The sequence below is a fragment of the Stenotrophomonas sp. 116085_Sma genome (genome assembly GCF_056479585.1).
Window position 1 is genome coordinate 4,498,311 of record NZ_CM151057.1, and the last position, 22,607, is coordinate 4,520,917.

General features: G+C 61.9%; 16 protein-coding genes and 1 pseudogene. 10 read left to right on the forward strand and 7 right to left on the reverse strand.

Features of this window, described 5'->3' with window-relative positions; translation table 11 throughout:
• Positions 1-9: 9 nt before the first annotated feature.
• On the reverse strand, positions 10-1,899 hold the full coding sequence (gene speA, locus ACZK0Z_RS20860; RefSeq protein WP_197633774.1) for an arginine decarboxylase: 1,890 nt from the start codon (positions 1,897-1,899) through the stop codon (positions 10-12).
• A 191-nt stretch (positions 1,900-2,090) separates the two neighbouring features.
• Between speA and speE the strand changes: the two genes are divergently transcribed.
• Positions 2,091-2,942 (forward strand): polyamine aminopropyltransferase, encoded by an 852-nt coding sequence (gene speE, locus ACZK0Z_RS20865; protein WP_005414731.1) that lies wholly within the window; start codon positions 2,091-2,093, stop codon positions 2,940-2,942.
• 141 nt (positions 2,943-3,083) lie between these two features.
• Here the strand turns inward: speE and ACZK0Z_RS20870 are convergent, their stop codons facing one another.
• Positions 3,084-3,992, reverse strand: a complete 909-nt coding sequence (locus ACZK0Z_RS20870) for an aspartyl/asparaginyl beta-hydroxylase domain-containing protein (RefSeq protein ID WP_049432008.1) — start codon at positions 3,990-3,992, stop codon at positions 3,084-3,086.
• A 434-nt stretch (positions 3,993-4,426) separates the two neighbouring features.
• Between ACZK0Z_RS20870 and ACZK0Z_RS20875 the strand changes: the two genes are divergently transcribed.
• Positions 4,427-5,086: an RIO1 family regulatory kinase/ATPase domain-containing protein gene (locus ACZK0Z_RS20875; protein ID WP_197632397.1), complete on the forward strand. Its 660-nt coding sequence runs from the start codon at positions 4,427-4,429 to the stop codon at positions 5,084-5,086.
• Between the two features lie 265 nt (positions 5,087-5,351).
• Here ACZK0Z_RS20875 and ACZK0Z_RS20880 read toward each other — a convergent pair whose 3' ends face one another.
• Complete coding sequence (locus ACZK0Z_RS20880) at positions 5,352-5,690, reverse strand: P-II family nitrogen regulator (RefSeq protein WP_005411374.1); 339 nt, start codon at positions 5,688-5,690, stop codon at positions 5,352-5,354.
• 155 nt (positions 5,691-5,845) lie between these two features.
• Between ACZK0Z_RS20880 and ubiK the strand changes: the two genes are divergently transcribed.
• The 3 genes from ubiK to ACZK0Z_RS20895 all read left to right on the forward strand — a co-directional run bounded on the left by ubiK (position 5,846) and on the right by ACZK0Z_RS20895 (position 7,632).
• Entirely contained in the window at positions 5,846-6,097 is a 252-nt protein-coding gene (gene ubiK, locus ACZK0Z_RS20885; protein WP_197620762.1) for a ubiquinone biosynthesis accessory factor UbiK, read from the forward strand.
• A gap of 126 nt (positions 6,098-6,223) precedes the next feature.
• Complete coding sequence (gene arr, locus ACZK0Z_RS20890; RefSeq protein WP_197632396.1) at positions 6,224-6,658, forward strand: NAD(+)--rifampin ADP-ribosyltransferase; 435 nt, start codon at positions 6,224-6,226, stop codon at positions 6,656-6,658.
• A 320-nt stretch (positions 6,659-6,978) separates the two neighbouring features.
• A complete protein-coding gene (locus tag ACZK0Z_RS20895) occupies positions 6,979-7,632 on the forward strand; it encodes a hypothetical protein (RefSeq protein ID WP_197632395.1) in 654 nt (217 codons plus the stop codon).
• 632 nt (positions 7,633-8,264) lie between these two features.
• On the opposite strand, the gene ACZK0Z_RS20900 is transcribed toward ACZK0Z_RS20895, so the two are convergent.
• On the reverse strand, positions 8,265-8,867 hold the full coding sequence (locus tag ACZK0Z_RS20900) for a DUF998 domain-containing protein (protein ID WP_197632394.1): 603 nt from the start codon (positions 8,865-8,867) through the stop codon (positions 8,265-8,267).
• 647 nt (positions 8,868-9,514) lie between these two features.
• Here ACZK0Z_RS20900 and ACZK0Z_RS20905 point away from each other — a divergent pair.
• From ACZK0Z_RS20905 to ACZK0Z_RS20925, 5 genes and pseudogenes are all read left to right on the forward strand, one after another.
• A complete protein-coding gene (locus tag ACZK0Z_RS20905) occupies positions 9,515-9,871 on the forward strand; it encodes a hypothetical protein (RefSeq protein WP_197632393.1) in 357 nt (118 codons plus the stop codon).
• A gap of 46 nt (positions 9,872-9,917) precedes the next feature.
• Positions 9,918-10,514 carry a cold-shock protein gene (locus ACZK0Z_RS20910; RefSeq protein ID WP_197632392.1) on the forward strand — a complete coding sequence of 199 codons (597 nt, stop codon included), beginning with the start codon at positions 9,918-9,920 and terminating at the stop codon, positions 10,512-10,514.
• Between the two features lie 100 nt (positions 10,515-10,614).
• The gene (locus ACZK0Z_RS20915; protein WP_197632391.1) at positions 10,615-11,277 is read left to right on the forward strand and encodes an imm11 family protein; all 663 of its coding nucleotides are present in this window, start codon (positions 10,615-10,617) and stop codon (positions 11,275-11,277) included.
• A 41-nt stretch (positions 11,278-11,318) separates the two neighbouring features.
• The gene (locus tag ACZK0Z_RS20920) at positions 11,319-14,018 is read left to right on the forward strand and encodes an XVIPCD domain-containing protein (protein WP_197620746.1); all 2,700 of its coding nucleotides are present in this window, start codon (positions 11,319-11,321) and stop codon (positions 14,016-14,018) included.
• A gap of 206 nt (positions 14,019-14,224) precedes the next feature.
• Positions 14,225-14,623, forward strand: a pseudogene (locus tag ACZK0Z_RS20925) (magnesium chelatase domain-containing protein); the annotation flags it as partial.
• Between the two features lie 195 nt (positions 14,624-14,818).
• Here the strand turns inward: ACZK0Z_RS20925 and ACZK0Z_RS20930 are convergent.
• Genes ACZK0Z_RS20930 through ACZK0Z_RS20940 form a run of 3 tightly spaced genes read right to left on the reverse strand, consistent with a single transcriptional unit; the run spans position 14,819 to position 22,329 of the window.
• A complete protein-coding gene (locus ACZK0Z_RS20930; protein ID WP_152906612.1) occupies positions 14,819-15,637 on the reverse strand; it encodes a hypothetical protein in 819 nt (272 codons plus the stop codon).
• A gap of 12 nt (positions 15,638-15,649) precedes the next feature.
• Positions 15,650-19,666, reverse strand: a complete 4,017-nt coding sequence (locus ACZK0Z_RS20935) for an RHS repeat domain-containing protein (RefSeq protein WP_459004601.1) — start codon at positions 19,664-19,666, stop codon at positions 15,650-15,652.
• Positions 19,667-19,680: 14 nt separating this feature from the next.
• Positions 19,681-22,329: an RHS repeat domain-containing protein gene (locus tag ACZK0Z_RS20940; RefSeq protein WP_197632390.1), complete on the reverse strand. Its 2,649-nt coding sequence runs from the start codon at positions 22,327-22,329 to the stop codon at positions 19,681-19,683.
• Positions 22,330-22,607 lie beyond the last annotated feature (278 nt).

Sequence of the window (22,607 nt, forward strand, 5' to 3'; positions counted from 1 at the left end):
CCGTAATCATCAGACCAGCGGTTCGTCGGACAGGTACGTGTAGCCGGTCAGGCCCGCTTCCAGCGCTTCCGACAGTTCCTGCGCACGTTCCGGCAAAAGATCGGCCGCCGCCACGCGCTGGGCATACGCCGCACGCAGGTCGTCCAGCCTGTAACCCACGTAGTCCAGCATCACGTCGGTGGTGTCGCCACGGCGCTGCTGGGTGATGGCATAACCATCGGCGTCGGCCAGCACTTCCACCGCGTCGGTATCACCGAACAGATTGTGGATGTCGCCCAGGATTTCCTGGTAGGCGCCGACCATGAAGAAACCGATGCGGTAGCTTTCGCCGTGCTTGATCGCGTGCAGCGGCAGCGAGCTGTCCAGACTCTCGTTCTCAACGTAGGTCTTGACCATGCCATCGGAATCGCAGGTCATGTCGGCGATGATGCCGCGACGGTCCGGCGTTTCGTTCAGGCGTTCGATCGGCACGATCGGGAACACCTGGTCGATCGCCCAGGCATCGGGAATCGATTCGAACACGCTGAAGTTGACGAAGTACTTGTCGACCAGGCGCTCGTTCAATTCGTCCAGCGCCGGGCGATGGCTCTTTTCGTCGTAGCTCAGGCGCGCGCGCACGCCGTGGGCGATGGCATAGAACAGGTCGTCGATGCGCGCACGCTGCGGCAGGTCGATCTGGCCCAGCGCGTAGCTGGCCAGGCCTTCGGCGTGGAAATGCTGCGCTTCCTGGAACAGCTCCACCGCCGGGCGCACGTCCAGTTCGTCGTGGATCTCGCGCAGGTGGCGGATCGCCGCCGGCTCGTCGTCGTGCTGGTCCGGCACGCGGCCTTCCTGCGCCTGCTCCACTTCAGAGACATTGGCGATCAGCACCGCGTGGTGTGCGGTCATCGCGCGGCCGCACTCGGTCACGATGCGCGGCGGAGTCAGGCCGTGCTCTTCGCAGGCGCTGGCCAGCGGCTGCACGATGTTGCTGGCATACGAATTCAGGCCGTAGTTGATCGAGCAGAAGCTGCGCGAACGGGTGCCTTCGTAGTCCACGCCCAGGCCACCGCCCACGTCCACGTGGGTGATCTTCGCGCCCAGCTGTGACAGCTCGACGAAATAGCGGGTAGCTTCGCGCATGCCGTTGGCAATGTCGCGCACGTTGGAAATCTGCGAGCCCATGTGGAAGTGCAGCAGGCTCAGGCAGTCGGCGTACTCGGTATCGCGCAGCGACTTCCACAGGTCCAGCAGCTGGCGCGGTGACAGACCGAACTTGGCCTTGTCGCCACCGCTGTTCTGCCACTTGCCGGCGCCCAGCGAGGCCAGGCGCATGCGCACGCCCAGGCCCGGCTTCACGTCCAGCGCCTTGGACTCTTCCAGCACCAGCTTCAGCTCGGACGGCTTCTCGATGACGATGAAGGTCTGCAGGCCCAGCTTGCGACCGATCAGGGCCAGGCGGATGTACTCGCGGTCCTTGTAGCCGTTGCAGACGATCAGGCCACCCGGGCGCGACAGCGCCAGCACGGCCATCAGCTCGGGCTTGCTGCCCGCTTCCAGGCCGAAGCCTTCGCCATGGTGGCTGGCCAGGGTACCGGCCACGCCGCGGGTCTGGTTGACCTTGATCGGGTACACGGCGGTGTAGCCGCCGCTGTACTCCCAGTCCTGCTGGGCCTGGCCGAAGGCCGCCTGCAGCTTGCCCAGGCGCTGGCCGAGGATGTCCGGGAAGCGCACCAGCAGCGGCAGCTTGGCGCCGGCGGCGCGCGCAGCGTCGACCACCTTGGGCAGCGACACCACCGGGCCGTCCGCCCCGGTCGGTCTCACCACCATGTGCCCGGCCTGATCCACGTCGAAGTAACCGTCCGCCCAATGCGGGATCGAGTAGGTCTTGCGGGCTTGGTCGAGGGACCAATCGGTCATTTCAGTCGGCCTTGTTGGCAATAAAAGGGGGGGCATGATAACGCCTATATGCCCACAGGTTCGTTATCATGCGCGCCCGCGCCCGTGACAGGTTTCAACCTGAACGGGCCGATCCGTCCGGATGTGGCATCTGTGCCACGCGGCCCCGCCCGCCAGCCCGGCTCCCCCCCTCCGAACAGGACTGTTTTCCAATGACTGACAGCAACAACTGGTACATCGAACACTTCGAGCGCACCGGCTCGGCCATCGGCTACCGCATCACCGGCAAGCTGGACGAGGTGCAGTCGCCGTTCCAGAAGATCGAGATCTTCCAGACCACCGACTGGGGCAACCTGATGACCATCGACGGGGCCATCATGCTGACCAGCAAGGACAACTTCTTCTACCACGAGATGATCAGCCACCCGGTGCTGTTCACCCACGCCGCGCCCAAGCGCGTGGTGATCATCGGTGGCGGCGACTGCGGCACCCTGCGCGAAGTGCTCAAGCACACCGGCGTGGAAAGCGTGACCCAGTGCGATATCGACGAGCAGGTCACCGTGATGGCGCGCAAGCACTTCCCGGAACTGTGCGACTCCAATGACGACGCCCGCGCCGAGCTGCTGTTCGACGACGGCGTGGCCTACATGGCCAACTGCCCGGCCGGAAGCGTGGACGTGGTGATCGTGGACTCGACCGATCCGGTCGGCCCGGGTGAAGGCCTGTTCAACAAGGCGTTCTACGAGAGCTGCTTCAAGGCCCTGAAGGACGACGGCATCCTGGTGCAGCAGTCCGAGTCGCCGCTGATGCAGCTGGAGCTGATCAACGAGATGCGCGCCGAGATGGGCAAGGCCGGCTTCGGCTCGTTCAAGACCCTGCCGTTCCCGCAGCCGTGCTACCCGACCGGCTGGTGGAGCGTGACCATGGCGCGCAAGGGCGACAGCAGCTTCGACTTCCGCCAGGCCGACTCGGCCGCCAAGACCTTCAACACGCTGTACTACACCGCCGCGCTGCACACCGGCGTGCTGGTGACCCCGCCGTTCGTGCAGGCGGCACTGAAGTAAAAGAAAAACCCGCGCTGGCGACAGCGCGGGTTTCTGCTTTCTGTAGAGCCGAGCCCATGCTCGGCTGCATTTCGCGCAGAAGCAGCCGAGCATGGGCTCGGCTCTACAACATCCCCCGCGCGCGACCCGGCGGCGGTTCGATCACAGCGCCCAGATACCGGCAATCACCGCCACCACCAGGCCCCACTTGATCAGCTGGTAGGCCACCACGCTGCGCTCGCGCAGCGCCTTGGCCTTCAGGCGCACCTTGTACAGGCCACCGAATGCCTTGTTGACGCCACCGGTCGGGTCACCCGGCAGGTTCGGCGAAGCACCGCCGGCCAGCAGCGTGGCCGCCACCGCACGGTTGAACAGGCCCGGCAGGCCGAAACGCAGCGGACGGGCGATGTCGCAGAACAGGATCACGCGATCCTCCTGCGTCTCGTTGTGCGCATGGTGGATGTAGGTCTCGTCAAACATCATCCACTCGCCATCGCGCCAGCTCTTCTTGATGCCGTCCACTTCGATGTAGCAGCCATCGTCGTTGGGCGTGGTCAGGCCCAGGTGCAGGCGCAGCGAACCGGCGAACGGGTCGCGGTGCGGTCGCAGTTCACTGCCCGGCGGCAGCTGCGCGAACATCGCCGCACGCACGTCCGGAATCGACTCGATCAGCGCCACGGTCTTCGGGCACAGCGTCTTCGCCGACGGGTGCGACGGGCCGTACCACTTCAGGTAGAAGCGCTTCCAGCCACGGCGGAAGAACGAGTTGAAACCCGCATCGTTGAAGCTGCTGGAAGCGGCGATCTTCTGTGCATCGCGCAGCGCCAGCGCCTCGTCGCGGATCATCTGCCAGTTCTGGCGCAGCGGTTCCAGCTGCGGGAACTCCTTGCCCGGGTCCAGGAACGGCGTGGTCGGCACCTTCGAGAACATGTACATGACCACGTTGATCGGGGCCATGAAACTGGAGTGGTCCAGCAGCTGGCGCGACCAGCGCGCGCGGACCTTGCCACGGAAGTGGATGTACAGCACGCAGGCCACGAACAGCACTGCCAGTACGATCTTGATAGTCAAAGCACTTTCCTCCAGCCGCGGCCGGATCGGGAAACGGGGGCGATGCACGGCCAGGCGGCCAGCACCGGTGGGGAACGCGGCAGGGGACGGGGACGTGCCATGGAGGGGCGGCCGCCGATGTCGCGAATTAACAGCTTATGGTCGGCAGGCCGTGCGCCGGGGTCAAGCCGGACGTGCGTGGCGTTCAGCGCGGCGCCGATGAATGGGCCAAAAGCGCAACCAACCCCTTGATTCAACTGGGCAAGCCTTATAAGTGAGACGGAATTGTCCGATTCTGCGTGACGAACTGTTCCAGCCACGACCCCGACATTTCTCCGACAAATCGTGGAATAGCGAACTGGCGAGTACTAAAATTAACGAAAACTTAGTAACTCCCTGTAACACCGGTTCGCTTGACGCTTTGCGCCGCCCACCGGGTCGTCCGAGACCCTGATATGTACCTCCCTGCTACGCCCCTCTCCTCCTGCGGCGATGACGCCGCGGCGCCGCTGCTGCTCAAGCGCGGCGAGCGTTTCCTGGCCCCCGATGTCTACCGCACCTGCCTGGACGGGCGCGAGGCGGTCATCAAGGACTATTCCCGTTATCGCGGCACCCCGCTGTCGCCCGTCGCCCGGCTGATGGTCCGCCGCGAGGCGCGCATGCTGCAGCGCCTGGGCGGCTGGAAGCACGCCCCGGCCCTGCTCGGCACCCTCGGTGGCCTGGCACTGGGCATGGAATTCATTCCCGGCCAGACGCTCAGCAGCGCACAGGCCGTGGGCAATGAAGTGTTCGAGCAGCTGCAGCACGCGCTCAGCCGCCTGCACGCCGCCGGCATCACCCACAACGACCTGCATGGCACCAACGTGGTGGTCAGCGGCGGCGTGCCGGTGCTGCTGGACTTCACCTCGGCCTGGCGCGCCCCGCGCTGGCTGCGCCGCAACCCGCTGAGCCGGCAGATGCGCCGCAGCGACATGAAGAACCTGCTGAAGATCCGCCAGCGCGTGACCGGCCAGGCGCCGAGTGCCGCGCAGGCCGCACTGGTGGCCGACCCGGGTTGGGTGGCCGCCGTGCGGCAGGGCTGGAAGCGGTTCTACAAGTGGGCGAAGCGCCGGTAAGCGCTTCGCCTCTGGGGGCGTGACCGATTGCACGATGGGGCTGGGTGCCCCACTGGACTGGATACCCCGGCTGGGCTGGATACCCCGGCTGGGCTGGATACCCCGGCTGGGCTGGATACCCCGGCTGGGTAGAGTCGACTGTTAGTCGACTGCTCATCTTTCCGACGACGTAAAACCCCGCGCTTCGCGCGCAAGTCGACTAACAGTCGACTCTACCTCGTCGCGTCCCGGCATCCCTCTCGGGTGCCGGCAGCCCGCGGCACGCTTACAACGCGTCCGCGTCCAACTCACCGGTACGAATACGCACCACGCTGCCCAGGTCGTACACGAACACCTTGCCGTCACCAATCTTGCCGGTGCCCGCGGCCTTCACGATGGCCTCAACCACGGCCTCCACCTGGTCATCGGTCACCGCCACTTCCAGCTTCACCTTCGGCAGGAAATCGACCACATACTCCGCGCCACGGTACAGCTCGGTATGGCCCTTCTGGCGACCAAAGCCCTTCACTTCCGTCACCGTGATCCCGGTGACCCCACGCTCGGCCAGCGCTTCGCGCACGTCGTCGAGCTTGAACGGCTTGATCACCGCCATGACCATCTTCATCGTCTATCTCCTGTCTTCCGGCGTGGAGGATAGCGCCTGAACGCGGCCCGTGCGAAGCCGTTGCGGCCTGTCCGGGCAATGGGTGCCGGCAGTATCCTTGTGCCCGATCGGCCCGCCCGCGCCGGATGCACGGGCCCACCCCCACGGAGCACCCCATGATCGACCTGAACCAAATCGATGACCTTGCACGTCGCCTCAGCGACCTGGTGCCGCCGGGCCTGCGCGAATCGCGCGAGGAGCTGCAGGCCACCTTCAAGAGCGCGCTGCAGGCCGGCCTGGCCAAGCTCGACCTGGTCACCCGCGAGGAATTCGAAGTGCAGCGCGCCGTGCTGCTGAAGACCCGCGAGAAGCTGGACGCGCTGGAACAGGCCGTACGCGAGCTGGAAGGCCGCGGCGCCGCAGAATGAAAAAAAGAGGCGCACCGCGCCTCCCGTTTACAGATTATTTCCCGGATGGAGCCTTGCAGCAAGGCCCACCGGACGCCCTAGACTCGCCGGCCTGTCGATCCGGCAGCACAGAGAGGGGCAGCAGCGATGACGCAGGACACCGAATGGACACCCGTTTCGCATGACACCTGCGACCAGGTCGCCGGGCCGTTCTATCACGGTACCCGCGCTGACCTCGCGGTGGGCGAACTGCTGAGCGCGGGCTTCAGGTCCAACTATCGCGACAGTGTGGTGATGAACCACATCTACTTCACCACGATTGCCAAGGGCGCCGGGCTGGCTGCGGAGATGGCCCGGGGTGAAGGGCGGCCGCGCGTGTATGTGGTGGAGCCGACCGGGCCGTTTGAGGACGACCCGAACGTGACCAACAAGAAGTTTCCCGGGAATCCGACGCGGTCGTATCGGAGTGCGCAGCCGTTGCGGGTGGTTGGGGAGATTGTGGAGTGGGAGCTCTACGACGCGGAGTTCGTTCGGCAGTTGAAGGCGTTTGTTGCTTCGGGCAGTGGGGAGATCATCAATTGATGGTGGAAGACGCCGACGCTCTGGAGCAGTGCCTTCCGATCGAAACACCCGTGCGGTGTCGCCATTTGGCAGTGTAGTACCGGCAACTCGCCTTTCAGCTATCGCACCGCAACTTCGACCGTCCCACTGACCGGCAATTGCTTACCCATCGAATGGTCATTCAAGAAGAACTCGCATGTCAACACGCCACAATCATGGACCCGCGACTTATCTTTATCGTCCAGCAGCAGAAACACCTGTAGCGACCGGCAACCCTCTATAACACCCCGGAAAATTCAAACGGGATTGGATAGCCGCCATCTAGGCAAGAATAATTATCAATGCAAACTATGATCTCAGGAATTTTGCTACGTAGATATTTTTCGCTGACCCATGCACAGATGGCAGCATTCAACGCGCGGGCTGCGTCAGTCCTGAACCTCGATGGCTCCGAACTTTCGTCAATCGCCATGAGCGCACATGTCTCAGGCTCCGTCATATCAGCCGGTGCGTTCATTGAAGCGACAGCTAACGAAATTGCAGAGAGTGACTCGCGGCCACGCAGGAATGTCGCAGGCATGCCGTCTTCCCTGCTCCGCCTCAATGAAATAATTGAGGATGCTGGTGCAGTTCCCATCGAGCATTCGGATAGCCGATGGCTTGCAGCGCGGACTCTCATTGATCTACGAAACCGACTCATTCACTATCAGCATGACTGGCTGGATAGCGGAACTGAGAACATGGTTGGCCCTGGAAATCTCTATTCGAGCGAACTTTTGGAAAGGCTCAAGGCATCATTCGAGTTCTTGCCGACAAGCGAACACAGGACGCCCCGATTTCTTTCTCCGGATTGTGCAGCGTGGGCGACAACTTCAGCCATTGAGTTCCTCGACGAATTTTATCGCCGCCTTGGAAAAACACCAAATCATGACCATCTGCGGAATAGCATTACTGTCGAGCGGCCATTGGCAGCTGCCATCGAAAAGCAAGTGTGACCGAAAGTGATCGACTCCGACACGATTGCGCATCGAATCAATGGTGGACCTAGAGTGAATTCGTCACTCCCGTCTTTCCGCCTGGATATGGATAGACGAAACGCCGGAAACCAAGGAATGGTTGGACCAAGCATCCAACTCTTCTGCAATTGAGCCACTCAGGAACCATCCGCGGCCGATGCACTGAGCCGAAGCCAGGGCAAGAACCACAAATTCAGACCACGATTGCGCGGCATGACGGGAGCAGGCACTCACCATGAAGCACCCTTGTGATATGGCTCGACGTGGAGATTGCTGACGCCAAGACCAGCTTGCTCAAAAGCTCGCGCCGCCACCTTGAGAGCGGCCTGCTGCGATGTGCAATTGGTGAACAAGCGCCAGTACAACTCCATGAGTCCACAATCTTCCTGAAGGCCCTCTGGGCGCGGTTGCGCTACTTATAGCAGAAGGCGCGCACGACCTTTCCCCTCTTGCCACCCGAGGTGCCAGCACCAAGGAACAGATAGTTGAAGAGCGCCCACGGCTTGAAGAGTGAGCCCCCTGGTATGAACCCCGAGAAGATCACCTTGAGCTGGGGCCGGAGAATCGAGAAGTCCTTGTTCGGTCCTCTATGTTCCTGTGGCGCGCGCCCATCAATGCGCAGGCTCCGCCTTCAGCGCGCTTGAACCCCTTCGCAGCAGGTACAACGCAACCAGAAACGGCCACAGCGAGTTGATAGACGAGAACACGCGCTGGGTCAGCCCCCTGAATCCTTCCGGGTCCGCTCCCATCACGTTCAACCAGAGATAGACAATCCCCGCGACGCTCACCGCAGCAGTCACGGCGTACGCCCTTCGGTTGGCAGACCACGCGCTCAATTCGATGTGCGACATCGCCGGTGCAATGATGTTTGCGATGCCAATGGTGTAGAAGCCGTGCATCGGATGGCCCATGGGCCAGAGACCGTTGGTCAGCATGGAGATGCCAAAGATCATCCAGCAGATCGCGCCCACGGCAATGCGGCGGCCGGACTCTCGCCACACCCCGATGGAGAACGCCACGAAGCCCATACCGGAGCCGATGGCGGCGATTCTGCCGCAAATGCTTGCAAGCGTTGGCGCCTGCAGCAGTTCGCTGGCGTGCTGTGCAAGCGGGTTGTAGCCCGGCGCAAACACGGCGGCAACGCTGGTCCAGAACAGGAACCACGGAAGCGGGACCAGACCCGCAGACAGAAGAAGTCGATTGCGGCGTAACACGTACAGTGATCCTTGTATTGGCCTGCGCCAGTGGGTGAAATCCGTTCAAACGCTACAAGACCGTCCTGCTGCGGGCAGGGCAGCCCCGCGTGACTACAGCTGTAGTCAGATTGCGCGCGGCACTCGGTAGGTTCAATAGGCAAGAAGTCATTTGAACCATCCAGCCGGTGTCGCAGCGGTTCGGTTGCATGAGCGATCACGCATGCTCGATGGGCGAGTGCTGTCGCATTTGCCGCCCCTTACATCTCTGACGGAAGTTTCTGACGACTCCGTTCCAGAAGTGCCGCTGCGCCTAGCACACCAAGGCTCTCGCCCCTTTCCACGCTATGCGACAATGCCAAAAGCGTCTCGGGTTTTGGCGGCATTGACCCCTACCCGTTGGCATTCCGCACAACAGCAGGTAATCGTTACTGCGCCACCGTGCATCGGTGGTCGGGACTCGAAAACCCGGATTGCTAGACGTAAGTTTGCGCTTGCCAGCCGGCACCACCGCGCGTGGTGCCGGCTGGCAATCCGTCTGCCGGCTATGGCGGGCGGGGCGTGGGGGCCTCGTGCCCGCCGGCTTTGTCTAGCAACCGGTTTTCGAGCCACGCCCTGTCCGCCACCTTTATCGGTGGCGGCTTCTGCCTGCATGCACGGAGCCTGCCATGACCACGCCGCACTCCCCTCCCCCGCGCCCGATCCTGCAAGCGCCCTCTGCCGCTCCGACCCTGGATCCCAACAGCCTCATCGCCATCCTGCACGCCATTGGCGCGGGCGCTGCGGCCGACGGCCAGCCCTGGCCCGAGCGGCACCATCTACGCAGCCGGCAGATGGCGTTGTCCGACGCCGACTGCGCGCTCACCGGCCAGCGCATCGTGCAGGAAATCCTGCTGGCGGCCGAACGCACGCGCCAGAACGGCGAGCCCGAGCAGTACGTGGGCGACCGGGTGATGGAGGGGCTAGTGATGGCCGACCTGGCACTTACCGCTTTCATCCACGAGCGGGTTCGGCCACAGGACTGAGGACGCGCTTGTGGACGTGACGTTCTGCTTTTGTGCAGGGTGACGAATGAAGAAGCATGGCCTTGCCGCTGCGACGGTGTGTGCCTCGATCATGGGGGCGGTGTGGGTGGGATGGCCCGAGCCTGCGGGCGATCAGGTGTGGGCCTACCAGAAGCTGCAACCGGTCGATTACCGGTTGCTGCACAGTGATGCGCTGGGCTTCGTTACTGCGAAGGCGCAGGAAGGCTTTGAACTGCGCACGCGCTATGCCGGAACCACGTCCTTCGAGATCCGCTGCAAGGGCGTTCTGGTGCTGGACGTGGAGAACGCGCCCTCGCGCGTGCTGATCCGCATGCCTGCCGATGCCCGCTGGCGGGCGCCGGACATCGAGCGTCTACGTGCCAGCTTCGAGCGGTGGCTGGATCTGCACCAGAGTGAGGGCCGGTTGTTGGTGGAGCGTGCGGAGCCTTCGTGGGTCGAGGCACGGCTTGGGCGCCTTGACAGGTCGGTGCCTGATGACCAGCGATGCACGTTCAAGGACCCAGGCCGCCCTTGGCCGGAACCTCCCTCGTCATTCCGTCCGTCCAGCAGACCATTGCAGGCAGTGGAAGGAATGGCAGCATCATCCTCGGCATTGTTCCGACGTCCCCGAAGAATCGCGTGAATCACGTGCCGCCGGCACCGTTTCGGCGCAACTTGTGGCTGCGCTGAAGCCCCGCTAGCATCGGCTCAACGGCTTTTCCCGTTCTACCCCCGCATCCATGATGGAAGCCCCCGTGACCGAATCGACCGCCACCGAAGTTTCAGCCGAAGCCGCATCTCACAAGGGCGAATTCTTCCTGATTGACGCAGGCTTGCTGAGCAACGGCGGGGTTCCCGGTATAGAGATCGCCAACGAAGAGAAGCTGATCGATCCGGGGATGAATGTCATCTCGCGTCCTGATGGAACGCCAGGCCAGTATCCCGAGCGCCCCCACCTGGTTCATGTACCTGAGAAGGGCGGAATGCCACGCGATCTGGAAGAGCTCGCTGGCATCTGGATCGTGTCGGAGCCGTTGAAGCAGCTGTTTGAGCAGTTGGACGCCGCGGCGTTTGCCTTTGTGGCCTGCGACTTCAGCCTTGCCGACGGCAGCCCCGGCCCTCAGTACTACCTGGGCAATGTGCTGCGCAGGCTCGATGCCCTGGACGAAGCCGCTTCCCGCGTGAGGATCAAGCTCGACCACAACTATCAGACCGGCGAGGACGAGAAACTTTACAGCCTTGTCGGCGGCGCCAGCCTGGTGTTCAAACAGGATGTCGTGGGGGATGCCCATATCTTCCGCCAGGAGCGCATGGGCGCACCGCCCATCTGCGACCGCGTGATGTTTGATGCGTTGAGTGCCACCAGCTTTTCCGGCGTACGGCTGCGCGATGTAGCCGATATTTAAGACGAGCTCTTTCAAACGGATTCTTGAATGAGGTGGTGCGCATGGCCGACACACCGGTTTTTCAGGGACACCATCTGATCGAACAGATTGCGTTCGAGCAAAGCCAGCTACTGAAGTCGCTTGCCAGGAGCGGTCATTTCGCGCTCCACGGACCCAACAACATTCTCAACCTGCCCGCGAACCCTGCGCTGGCGACCAGGTTGAGTATTTCGCCACACTCGGGCGGCCCGTTGAGTGCGTACTCGGATCAACTGAAGTTCGTTCTCGACGACCTCGCGGAAACATCCGATGGCCGAGCCTTGCTGTCGAAGGAGACTCCGCCGGATGTGCGGGCCGCCGCGGCCGAGCGTATGGGTGCCCGCATCCAGAACCTGGAATTCACGCTTCGCGCCGGCATCCTCAACGGCGACCTGGTCACCAACACGCCCGAGAACATGACCCCGGCGGAAGCCAACGCCAAGGTCCGCACCTTCTTCTCTGATCTGGACGGCTACCAGCGCACCCACGCCACGCAGATCGCGGAACTGAAGACGCTCAATCCGTCCGAGTTACGCTGGCGCGGCGTCACCCAGTCCGAGGCCAATGTGAGGTTGGCTCTGGATGCCATCGACGAACCCGGCAACTCCACCCTGAGCGAGCGCTGGGGTGGCCGCGCATCGTTGGGCACCGCCATTCAAGAGGCCAACCAGGGCGGCCGCCTGCCGTTGAGCGAGCAGACCGCCGCCCGGGTACGCACTGCGTTCAACCCGGAGATGCCACTGACCCTCGTGCGCCCTGGCCCGGCAACCACGGCTCCGGAACTGGCTGGCTCTGCTGGGCGAACGGGCGCTGCGGAAGGTGCCGCCGAAGCTGCCACCGGGCGCGGACAGATTACCGGCGCGCGCGTACTCGGTGCCGCTGGCGTCGCCGCTCTGGCCGTGGACTTCGCCATCACCGGCCACCGCGTGGCCGAGTTGCGCAGCGAGGGCAACGACGCCGGCGCAAAATCTGCTGCCACCCACTTCGTGGGGCGTACCGCGGGCGGCTTTGGCGGCGGCTTCCTGTTGGGCGCGGGGTACGGCCTGGTTACCGGCTCGTGGACCGGGCCAGGTGCGCTGGCTACCGGGCTGTTGGGCGGGGTGGCCGGTGGCTTTGCCGGTGAGTACTGGGCCCAGTACCAGGACAAGAAAGCCGTTTACACCCAGGTGGACCGCAACGGCAACGAATGGAGCCGCGATCCGGAAGATGCAAAGGGCACCTGGAGCCGCAGCGTGCGCACGCCGCAGCCCGACGGAAGCTACCGCGAGACCACCATGGTCGCCGGTGGCCGGCTGCTGGATGAACTGAACTACAAAGCCGCCAACGACTCCTATTCACTGGGCATGGCCAACCTGCCCAAGCCGCAGAACCCCTTCAAGCTCGATGCAGGCGGCGAGAGCACGCCGCCGCGCGAGCCGTTTGAAACCAACCGCCACTACGTGCGCAATCCGCACAACGGCGAATGGAACCTCTCCATCCACTCGATGATTGATGGGCGCGTCCCTTTCGACTACACCGTGCCCGTAAGCCCGGAAAAATCCGGCCAACTGGAACGGGAATCGCAGCGCATCATTGCCCAGAACGCCTTGAACACGCCGGAGGCGCTCGCCGCCCGTTACCAGGTGGCGTTCAACCAGTACAACTGGCACGAGTTCGCCACCATTGAGCCGGTACCGGAGGTGATCACCAACGCGCTGACCCAGACGCAGCCCCTGCGCGCTTCCAACGGCGAGAAGTACACGCAGGACGCCAACGGGCAGTGGCAAACGCCGGGTTGGGTGTACGGCACCAACCCGGCCGAGGGCAGCATCATCGAGGAGCTCAATCGTACGCGACAGAGCCAGCAGGCCGGCGTACAGGAGCTGACGTCCATGGCCGACATCGCCCGGGCCAACCCCACGCCAACCGAGTACAGCCTGCGCAGCCAGGTGGTGGACGCCTACCGTAGTGGCGGCATTGTGCACAGTGCCGAAGAGATTGATGACGCCGTAGCCGCCGTTGCACAGGATCACGCACGCGCCGTGCCCGACTTCGGCACGTTCACGCTGCAGGTGCAGAAGGATGGCTCGCTGGCCACACTGGCTGGGAAAGATGACGAGCGCATGCAGATCGTTTGCATCACCACGCCAGAGGAGATTGCTCAGGCACACGTGCAGCGCTCGACTGCCGAACAGCAGCCCGCGGATGCCTTGCCGCGCGCACCAACTTCACCTGAGCCCGCACCGAATGCATCGCCGCCACACACCTCCAGGCCTGCCACGCAGCACGACGCTGACGTAGAACGGCACCACAGCACAGCCCTGCGCCCAGATGGCAGCGGGCTGCTGGAACAGCTGCGCTCATCGGTAGCGATGCTGGATGAGAAGAACAACAAGCCGTGGGACCAGAGCAGCGACCGCCTGCTGGCCAGCGCCTACCGGCTTGCGGCAGACGCCGGGTTCAAGCCCGGCGACAAAGTAGACGCGGCATTGAGTGAAGCCACCGATACCCGTGCTGCGGGCACCACGCTGTTCGTGACACGCTCCGGACCGGGCGCGTCATCGGACCCCGCCGCCAACCGGGCGCAGATGCCAACACAGGACGCCCTGGCGGTCGCACCGGAGCAGCAGTATGCAGCGGCCAACCGGAGCCTCGGCGGCCAGGACCGGGAGCGGTCGCAGCAGCTGGCGCAAGCGCACGAGCGGCAGCAGGAAGAGAGCGGGCCGGGGCCGCGGATGGGTTGATGGCAGCAGTTCTGGCTGATCAACGCCGATCCACTTGATACCGGGCGATCTCCGGCGCTCACGTTGTAGAGACGGGTTTCCGCACAGGAACAAGGCACGCTCCAGGCACCTGTCGGAATCCTCCTAGCTGCGCCACCAGCAAATCCCGATATCCCTGCGCAGAGCACCTGCCGCACGATCAAGCGCCCCTCTGCAGGAAACCACACATGAGCCTGGCGCTGGTCCACAGCCGTGCCCGCGCCGGGGTCGATGCCCCGCTGGTGCGGGTGGAAGTACATCTCTCTGGCGGCCTGCCTGTCACTCAGATCGTGGGCTTGGCCGAAACCAGCGTGCGCGAGTCCCGCGAACGCGTGCGTGCCGCCCTGCTCTGTGCACGCTTCGACTTTCCCCAGCGGCGCATCACGCTCAACCTCGCCCCCGCCGACCTGCCCAAGGAAGGTGGGCGCTACGACCTGGCCATCGCGCTGGGCATTCTGGCGGCCAGCGGCCAGGTCGATCCGCAGTCGCTGCTGCAGTATGAGTTTCTGGGCGAGCTTGGCCTGACCGGTGAACTGCGGCCGGTGGTGGGCGCACTGCCGGCCGCGATTGTGGCGGCCGAGGCCGGCGCAACCTGATGGATTGGACCCAAGACGATGGCGGCAGCCTCCACTCCGGGCACCACAGCGCCAGTGCGGCGGCGCCGGCGGCAAGTGGCAAGTGGCAAGTGGCAAGTGGCAAGTGGAAATCCACCATGCAGACGCGCTTGTCACATTCCTCAATATGACCATGCTCTGAAACACCGCCTAACTGCTCTGCAAAGTCTATCCTGCCGGCGCACAAGGCCAGAGCTCGACACCTCTCAATCCTGCAGCTCTGATGGCGTTCGCTACTGTCGCACTCACAATCATTGCGTTCGCCGACTGATGCTCGACCCCGAAACGCTGCGAACTACGGAAGATCGGCACATCTGGAGGGTTCTTGATTGACGGGAAAAAGCCGCGGTCATGCCATTGGTAGCGTTCCCTGCCGCATTTCTCGCAACGAACTCCATCCAGCTCGCCCATACACAGCGGAACCACAGGCCCAAGATCGAGTTGAACAACCTCATCCAAGAGGCTTCCTTTGGTGTCCTCAACCGGAAGCACTCCGATACCCAGGGGGCGAAGATGTTCTGACCAAACGGAAGTCTGCATGAAGCAAGCTTCCTCTACCCAATTCAGCTTCAGAAAGGCATTCCGCCCCCACTTCAACGTCTTCTTGATCCGGAACGGCGCCACCTGAACTGCGCCTTCGCCACATTTTGGACATCGCGCGCTCAGGTCGTACGCCTGCTCAAGATACAGAAAATCTCTTTCTGGCTGTGGGTAGCCGCTGGCGTGGACAACCTGAAGCGCGCAGTGTGCGGCTTCCGAAATCTCCGCAGCAGTAAACTCCGTGGTCACAGAAGTTGCACCATTCCACGAGCGAATCAAGCTACAAGCTTCACTCCACCCTGGCGCACCTTCCAAAGCAAAGCTCACAGCAATACCACCGACTTCAGGACGAGGATCAGCCGGGGGCTGAACCTTCAAACCTAGAGCACGGAGCTGCAAAGCACGTGCCTCACTCCAAGTGAAAGCAAATCGATACTTGATCTTCATGTCACGATGCTATCAGAGTCCCAAAGATTTAAGGATGGCGGGATGATTGGCATAAATTGACCTTGCGGCGTCCATTATCTGGGCTTGGCTCGGTGGCGGCCTGCCATACGGAAACATCGATCGCCACTGATTGGTAAAGACCTGATGCTCCGTTCTAGTCACCACAACCGAAAGCATTTCACCCTCCTTCACTTGCATAACACCTGCAAACCGCTTCTCAATAAGATGGTGAACTTGTAACCCAGACCCTGTACCTACCATTCTCTTCAGAGAGTTGTAGGATGCAATGCCAAACTCACCCGCACGCGAGAGATTCCCAAAGCCTCTCGCTGCATTGCCCCCACGCAGCACTACCATGATGGAGGCGAGCTTGAGGCCACCAGCAGCCGTTGATCCCGTTGGAGAGTTCATCAACGGAACGACGATCGCCTCCGACACGGCATCGAAATCGGTCAAGCTCCCCTGTCCGATGAAGAAATTCCGTTCAGAAAAGTACTCCTCAATGGCACCCAGGCCTGTAGCCTTGACGGTCTCTGCAGGCGCGGGGGCGTTGGGATCGTGCTGGGGCACTCCGCCAGGTGTCGGCGACGGCGCACCGGTCAGGTTTGCCCCGGCGAACCAGCTGCCATTGCACATATGTGACCCGGTTGCCTGGTCACACGCGCCCGTGGGATCAGAGAATCGGAATGGGTTGTTGCTGGCGTACCGATAGCGATTGAAATTTGGCCCTCCGGAGGTGCTAGCAGCTAACGGATCGGGAGAAATGAACCTCGCCAGTTGTGGGTCGTAGTAGCGCCGCCCCATGTAGACCAGTCCCGTGTCGGGATCCGCAAGATGGCCTGAGTAGCCTGGAATCTTCGCAGCAGGCGCCGCGTCTGCCTCTCCATATGGTGACCAGAAGTGACGCGTCAGCACCTCTCCATTAGCCCTGCTCGTTGCCACAAGCGTATTGAGTGCATCGTGATGAAGATAGGTGAGCGTTGCCCCCGTGGCAGAGCTGGTGCGAATAGCCAGCAGTCTCTTGCCGAGGTAGATGTAGTCGGACGTTTCCCCACCTTGGGTGGATTCGATCAGCTCCCCACCCACGAGATACTGCCAGGAGCGATCCAGATCACTCGCCAAGAAACCAAGTTCACCGCCACCGCGCTCTGGAATGGATACATCCCAGTTGTGGCTACCCGTGATGGGCGCCTGGCCCAAGATGGGTGAATTTTCTGATGTCGGTGCCGACGTTGATGCTGTTGCGTAAGCACGCAGTCCGGCTCCGTCGTAGAAGTATTTCTGTACATCTCCGGCGGAACGGAGCTGGCCACCCATGTCGTAGGTGAACGTCTGGCCGTTACGCACCGCCAGATTGCCTGCCGCGTCGTAGGAGAAGCCAGAGACGCCGTTACCGCTGGGGTCCCGCAGCAGTTCCAGGCGATTGCGGGTGTCGTAATGGAACGTGCGCTCCCGCTTCCCTGGCAATCGCATCAAGACGATGTTGTCCAACGTGTCATAGCCGAACGTGTACTGCCCATTCCCACCAAATGCCGGCGCGCGGGCCTGAATCAATCGATCAAGGCGATCGTAGCCCAAGCTGATCTTCCAGGAGTCGCCGCGTACGGCATCGCTGATCTGGCTGATGTTTCCCGTCGCGTCATAGCTGTAGTTCAGATCGACCATGCCACTGTCAACGATGCGGCTGGTCAACTGTCGCGCATTCTCGGTTACGCCACGTACGATGCCATTGCCGTAGGTCAGCGCGGCGGTTTCACCACTGGGGAAGTAGGCGATGTTGCTGGCGAGTACGGCGCCAGTGCCATCCTGTAGCCGCACGGGCTGGCCCAGAGCATTCAAGGATTGCTGGACGGAGTAGCCATCGGGGTAGTCCGTACGAACATGCTGACCCATGTGGTCATAGCCAAATGCCAGCGTTCGGGCGCTCGCGCTGCCTATGACACGGCTCTGACTGACCACCGACCCGAGAGAGTTGTAGGTACGGGTGGTCACCACTGGCACACGGTCCTGATTGAAGACCCTCTCAGTCTTCAGCTGGCCCGTAGGTGTGTACTCAAGCTGCTGATCACACAGACCATCGGGATAGACCACCGTCTGCAGGCGATTGCTGGCATCGTAGTTGCGTGAAACGCGGCGCGCTGCAATCTGCGGCGCCTCACGGTTGCATTCGGTCAGGCTGGGCAACTCCAGCCCGCTCGCACTCCAGGCAAGATTGCCGGCCGCATCGTAGCCAAACACGGTCGCCCCGGTTTCTGGCTCGATGACCTTGCACAACCGAAGGTTGTCGTCGTAGACGTATCGCCGGGCCACGGTCGGGGCCGGATTGTCTGGATTGACTGGCAAGGTAGGAGCGGCTTTGGCAGTGGCCGCCGCCTGGGCAATTGCATCGCCGGCGACCGAAAGCGTGAATCGATTCGTGCCGGAGCCAATCGGCACCACGATGGAACCGCTCGCTCCGCTGCCGACCACAGAACCGCCATCACGCTTGAGTTCTGCACGGGAGTCCGTGGCCGACCAGGTCAGGGTGACGTTGCAGGTCTGCGCACCAGCTGCAATCTGGCACATCGCAGGGGACACAGACAGAGTGCCACTGGGCGCTGCGGGAACGACGAACGCACCGGAACCATCAATGGTGTTGTTGGGTTGTCCAACGGGAGAAATTCCATGGACATAGATCGGTTGCCCAGCCCGCTGGCGGCGCTGCTCGTTGCTCATTGGAAGCGAGAAGCGATGATTGCCTCCGGCCTTGCAGGACGTAGCTACGGCCGGCTCACTCGCCAAGTCGGCCTTACCGGTCAGGAAGATCGTCCCGCCACTGCCGGCGGCTCCACCGGTGTAGACATGAATGTCGATCGACGAATCAATGCCCGTCGAACACGCCCATCCTCGGATCTGACCGTCGCTGGTGACGCCATCGATATTGCCAATTACCTTGGACGGCGGCCCATTGACGGTGACCTGGACATTGTCACTTTCCCGACCAAACCACTCTTTGCCCTCTTCCAGCAATCGCCATTGGAAGCTGTAGACGCCCGGCAATGAAGGAGCTACCACATCGAATTCAAAGAACGCAGGCAGCTGTGGACTGACTTCATTCGGCATTGGAACCCGCGCCCTGCCCCACCGGACATTATCATTGGGATTCCAGGAACCCAATGCATAGCCCGCAGACGCCGACCACGTGGTATTGCCCGTATTGACGAACTTCAGCTTGACGCGATAGGTCCGCCCGGCCTCCATGCTGGTCGGAACCTCTTGCTCATACATGACGCCGCGATTGAGCCTTCCGGTCGTCTCAAAGGTCTGCTCGCTGCTGGTGCTACCAAAGCGAGCACCATTCCGGTTCATTTGCCATTGGAGCGTTGTCGGCCCGTTCTCACTGGCCGCTACTCCGTTGAACGTAAACGTCGCTGTGCCACCCGGAGCCACGTCATGAGGTACAGCAACCTCGGCAATTCCTAGCTTCGTAGCGCCGGAAACGTAGCGCTCGGCCTGCCCCAGTCGATAGCCTTCCACTGCTCGCCACGTTGTGTTGCCCGTGTTCCGGAAGGTGACGGTACCGCTGAATGGGGTTCCTCTATCGGCCGAGTTAGGCCAGCTTGCAGAGACGTACTCCGCGCCGTCGAAAGGGGTTGGCGGTGCCGCCACCGTGACCGTGATCGTGGGTGAGATTAGTTGTCGGGAAGACTCATTGCCGTTGAAGTTGCGCACGCCAAATGCCTTGTAGACATACTGATACGTGCCCGCCGACAGACCGTTCTCGGTATAGGTCCCGTTCGGAAGTCGGGAGATCACTTGGCCATTGCGCGTGAGCTGTATGTCTTCCAGATACTCCGCTTTGGGGCCGGTACTTGTGACGCCACTTTTGAGCTGCAACTGATAGGTTGCTGGTGCCGTGTAGGAGGTTTGGGCTGGCCCCGTAAGTTCAATCCAAGCGTCAGCGTGTGCCACTTGGCATAGGAAGATGATCATCAGCCCCAGCAGAACCGCCGCGGCCATGCGCAGTTTTTCAGCGTTCACGCTTGCCATCCTTGACATGCCTTTTAGTTGGCGGACTGGGCTACTTCGGTGGTAAGGCCAAAAGCATTTCGTTTGATGCTGACTTTGCTGCCATCGGCACGAATGATCTGCGCAGGCCTCCCGTAGTCCGGGCCTTCAAACGCATCGAATCGGGTGATGGTCTGATGGCCGAGTGGATCCACGACTGTGGTGGTGGCATTGCTGCTGTAGCCAATGGTTGTAATCAGCAGGCCCTGCTCGCTGTCCTGGGACGAAGAGGTCTTCCGCCCCAGCGCGTCGTACTCGGTCCAGGTACCGGTCGCCACCGTGCTATCGCTTGAAGGATAAGAGGTGAACGTCAGGCGACCTTCGCTGTCGTATGCGTTCCTGACCCACCGCTGCGTGCCGGCGACGTTGTTTGCATCGTATTCGCGCACCAGGAGCGGCTGCCAGAGTGCGTCGAGATAGGTTTCCTGGCGCCGTGCCCCTTGGGCGTTATCGACTCGCCAGTGCCCCGGCGAAAGGCCGTACTCATCGGCCGCGACCTGACGGAATGAGATGGTAGTCTTGGCCCACTGGTTCTCATCGACCGGCGGTTGGACTTCGCGCACGCGACCCATCGGATCGTGCAGATAGGAAGTAGTCCTTTGTAGCGCGTCCGTGGTGGAAGTGATCCACCCGTTTCCATCTGCCGACATGCGATTGGTGGTGCCATCGGGATTGATGACCAATCGCGGCACGCCGCGATACCAGTCCTGGATCTGCGTTTCGTTCCCCTTTCCATCGCGCACTGCACTGATCGTGCCATCCGCCGCATAAGTAACACTCTGCAGCAAAGCCCCGGCCCGATAGACGGCATTCGGCTTGGCCATACCGTCATAGGCATACTGTGTGGTGATCTTTCCCGACGCAGCCTCCTTGACACTCAGCACCTGATCCAAGACCCAAGGGCTGGCCGTATCCAGATGCTCTCGTATCTCAGCCTTGGTACCAGAAGGACCGGTATAGCTCACGCGTGCCGGACGGGCCTTGCGATCGAAATCGCTGTAGACCACGCGGTAGGTATCGCCATCTTGAGAGAATGTGCTTTCACTGAGAGCGCTCAGCATGCCCGCCAAGAACTGACCCGCTTGCACCCCGATGGAATGCCCGACCCGCGTACTGAACGGACCGGTCTCGGAACCGAACGTATAGGTGTAGAGCTCGTCACGCTCCACTTGGCCAGCTGCGTCCAGAACCTGCTTTTGCATGAGCTTTCGCTCGTTCAGAGCTGGATTGGCACCGTAGCGCTCGCGAATCTGCGTTCCATCCGGCTTGGTCAGGCTGGACCAGCGGCCGCTTCCCGGCAACTGCAGGTTGTAGCTTCGCGTAGTGACCATCGGAGACAGTCCGGGCCCGGTGATGGTGCGCTTCTTCAAAGACCACGCTTGGTAGTGCGAGGGTGTCAGTCCATTGCAAGGATCGGAGCGAATGAACAACTCCATTTCAAAGTCGAATATGCCTTGCGCACCCGAGGGGGCGACCACCGTCATCTGCGTAGGAGGGGGCTCACTACCGGCCCGTATTTCGCACCCGCCCTCATCGTCGGCTTTACGGATAGGGAAACTGGACTGGAGGCGTCCGCGATGACTGTAAGCCCACGCCGAGCCATCCGGAAGCGTGACCTGGGACAAGCCACCGTCGTTCCCGTCCGTGTCGCCAACATACGAATACCGCCATATGCGCCCATTGGCTTGCACGCTGGTCACCCGACCGTCGCCGTCATAGCTCAGGTCAATCCGGCGACCGTCGCTGGACTGAATGCTAGTGAGTTTGTCTCCGTTGTAACTATAGGACACCCAATTCCCATAACGGTCCTCCACACGCGACGCCAGAAGATAGACCCGCTTACGCCCCACCGAACGATTGGCAGCGCCATCACTGAACTGAGCTGTTGCATAGGGCCTTTCCACACCCCAGTCGAAGAAGTACTTCTTCCCATCCGGGGTGTGCCCAATAAACGCCTCGCCCGGATATCCGTTTCGTGTTGCAGCCAAACAGGTGAACCGTGCTCTCGAAGCCGTCATCCACTTGGGCGCCTCCAAGCCTGGTGCCGTGGCATGGGACGGATCGTCGGCAATCAGAAGCTCCTCGCCATTTCCGCCATGCCACTTCACGTCAATGCCGAAGCCGATATTGGTATAGCCCCAGGTCTCCAATAGGTAGGGCGCCTTATTGACCGAACAACGCTGTGTGGTCTGCGCCCCTGGATCGCCCGTAATCCATCCAGCCCCCTTGGTCCATACGCCCGACATGTGGGGAACGACGATTTCCCAATCGTCAAACAGCGTCAGCCCTTTGGCCTCGCTATAGCGAGATCCTCGGTTGACGGCCTCAACTCCAAAGCGGCGGGCGATGCTGACCGGAAGGTCGAAATTGCCAGGTATGGACACGTCTTCAACGAGGAACTCGGTGCTGCCGTCGAAGCCGGAAGTTCGATCCCCGAATACCTCATCTGCGGATATGGCGGCAAGCGACTGCGCGCTTTTTACCTTCTTCTCATACTCTTGGTAGTTGAAGAGTCCATCCTGGGCTGAGACGTGGAACCCGACTCCCAGCGCAAGTGCCAAGCCAACGATGAGCGAGCAAAGCGGCGAGCCCGGATAAACATTGCAGGGAGCATTTTCCCCCCGCCGGTCCTTGGCAGAAATCATGTCCGTTACATCCTTGGATGAAGGGCGACAAACGACTCAGCTTCCGTTCATGCGGATGATTACTCGAACTGAAGCATCCCCGTCAAGGCCTGATCTTCATGTTCGGACTTCCTCAGTTCAATCAGCAGTCGTCCTGTTGGGTAGCCAGCATGATCGATGCAGTCTGGCGAGTGCCGGATACCGAACGCGCGCGCATCAGCTTCGAGCGTTGGATGAACTCTCAGCGGAAACTGGGACGGTTGCTCTAGGAAGACGCAGAGCCACTGTTGGTCGAGGCG

Excerpts from the sequence above, each read along its gene's own strand:
- speA (WP_197633774.1), bottom strand. The coding sequence starts at position 1,899 with ATGACCGATTGGTCCCTCGACCAAGCCCGCAAGACCTACTCGATCCCG.
- speE (WP_005414731.1), top strand. The coding sequence starts at position 2,091 with ATGACTGACAGCAACAACTGGTACATCGAACACTTCGAGCGCACCGGC.
- ACZK0Z_RS20875 (WP_197632397.1), top strand. The coding sequence starts at position 4,427 with ATGTACCTCCCTGCTACGCCCCTCTCCTCCTGCGGCGATGACGCCGCG.
- ACZK0Z_RS20880 (WP_005411374.1), bottom strand. The coding sequence starts at position 5,690 with ATGAAGATGGTCATGGCGGTGATCAAGCCGTTCAAGCTCGACGACGTG.
- ubiK (WP_197620762.1), top strand. The coding sequence starts at position 5,846 with ATGATCGACCTGAACCAAATCGATGACCTTGCACGTCGCCTCAGCGAC.
- arr (WP_197632396.1), top strand. The coding sequence starts at position 6,224 with ATGACGCAGGACACCGAATGGACACCCGTTTCGCATGACACCTGCGAC.
- ACZK0Z_RS20895 (WP_197632395.1), top strand. The coding sequence starts at position 6,979 with ATGCAAACTATGATCTCAGGAATTTTGCTACGTAGATATTTTTCGCTG.
- ACZK0Z_RS20905 (WP_197632393.1), top strand. The coding sequence starts at position 9,515 with ATGACCACGCCGCACTCCCCTCCCCCGCGCCCGATCCTGCAAGCGCCC.
- ACZK0Z_RS20910 (WP_197632392.1), top strand. The coding sequence starts at position 9,918 with ATGAAGAAGCATGGCCTTGCCGCTGCGACGGTGTGTGCCTCGATCATG.
- ACZK0Z_RS20915 (WP_197632391.1), top strand. The coding sequence starts at position 10,615 with ATGGAAGCCCCCGTGACCGAATCGACCGCCACCGAAGTTTCAGCCGAA.
- ACZK0Z_RS20920 (WP_197620746.1), top strand. The coding sequence starts at position 11,319 with ATGGCCGACACACCGGTTTTTCAGGGACACCATCTGATCGAACAGATT.
- ACZK0Z_RS20930 (WP_152906612.1), bottom strand. The coding sequence starts at position 15,637 with ATGAAGATCAAGTATCGATTTGCTTTCACTTGGAGTGAGGCACGTGCT.
- ACZK0Z_RS20935 (WP_459004601.1), bottom strand. The coding sequence starts at position 19,666 with ATGGCAAGCGTGAACGCTGAAAAACTGCGCATGGCCGCGGCGGTTCTG.
- ACZK0Z_RS20940 (WP_197632390.1), bottom strand. The coding sequence starts at position 22,329 with ATGATTTCTGCCAAGGACCGGCGGGGGGAAAATGCTCCCTGCAATGTT.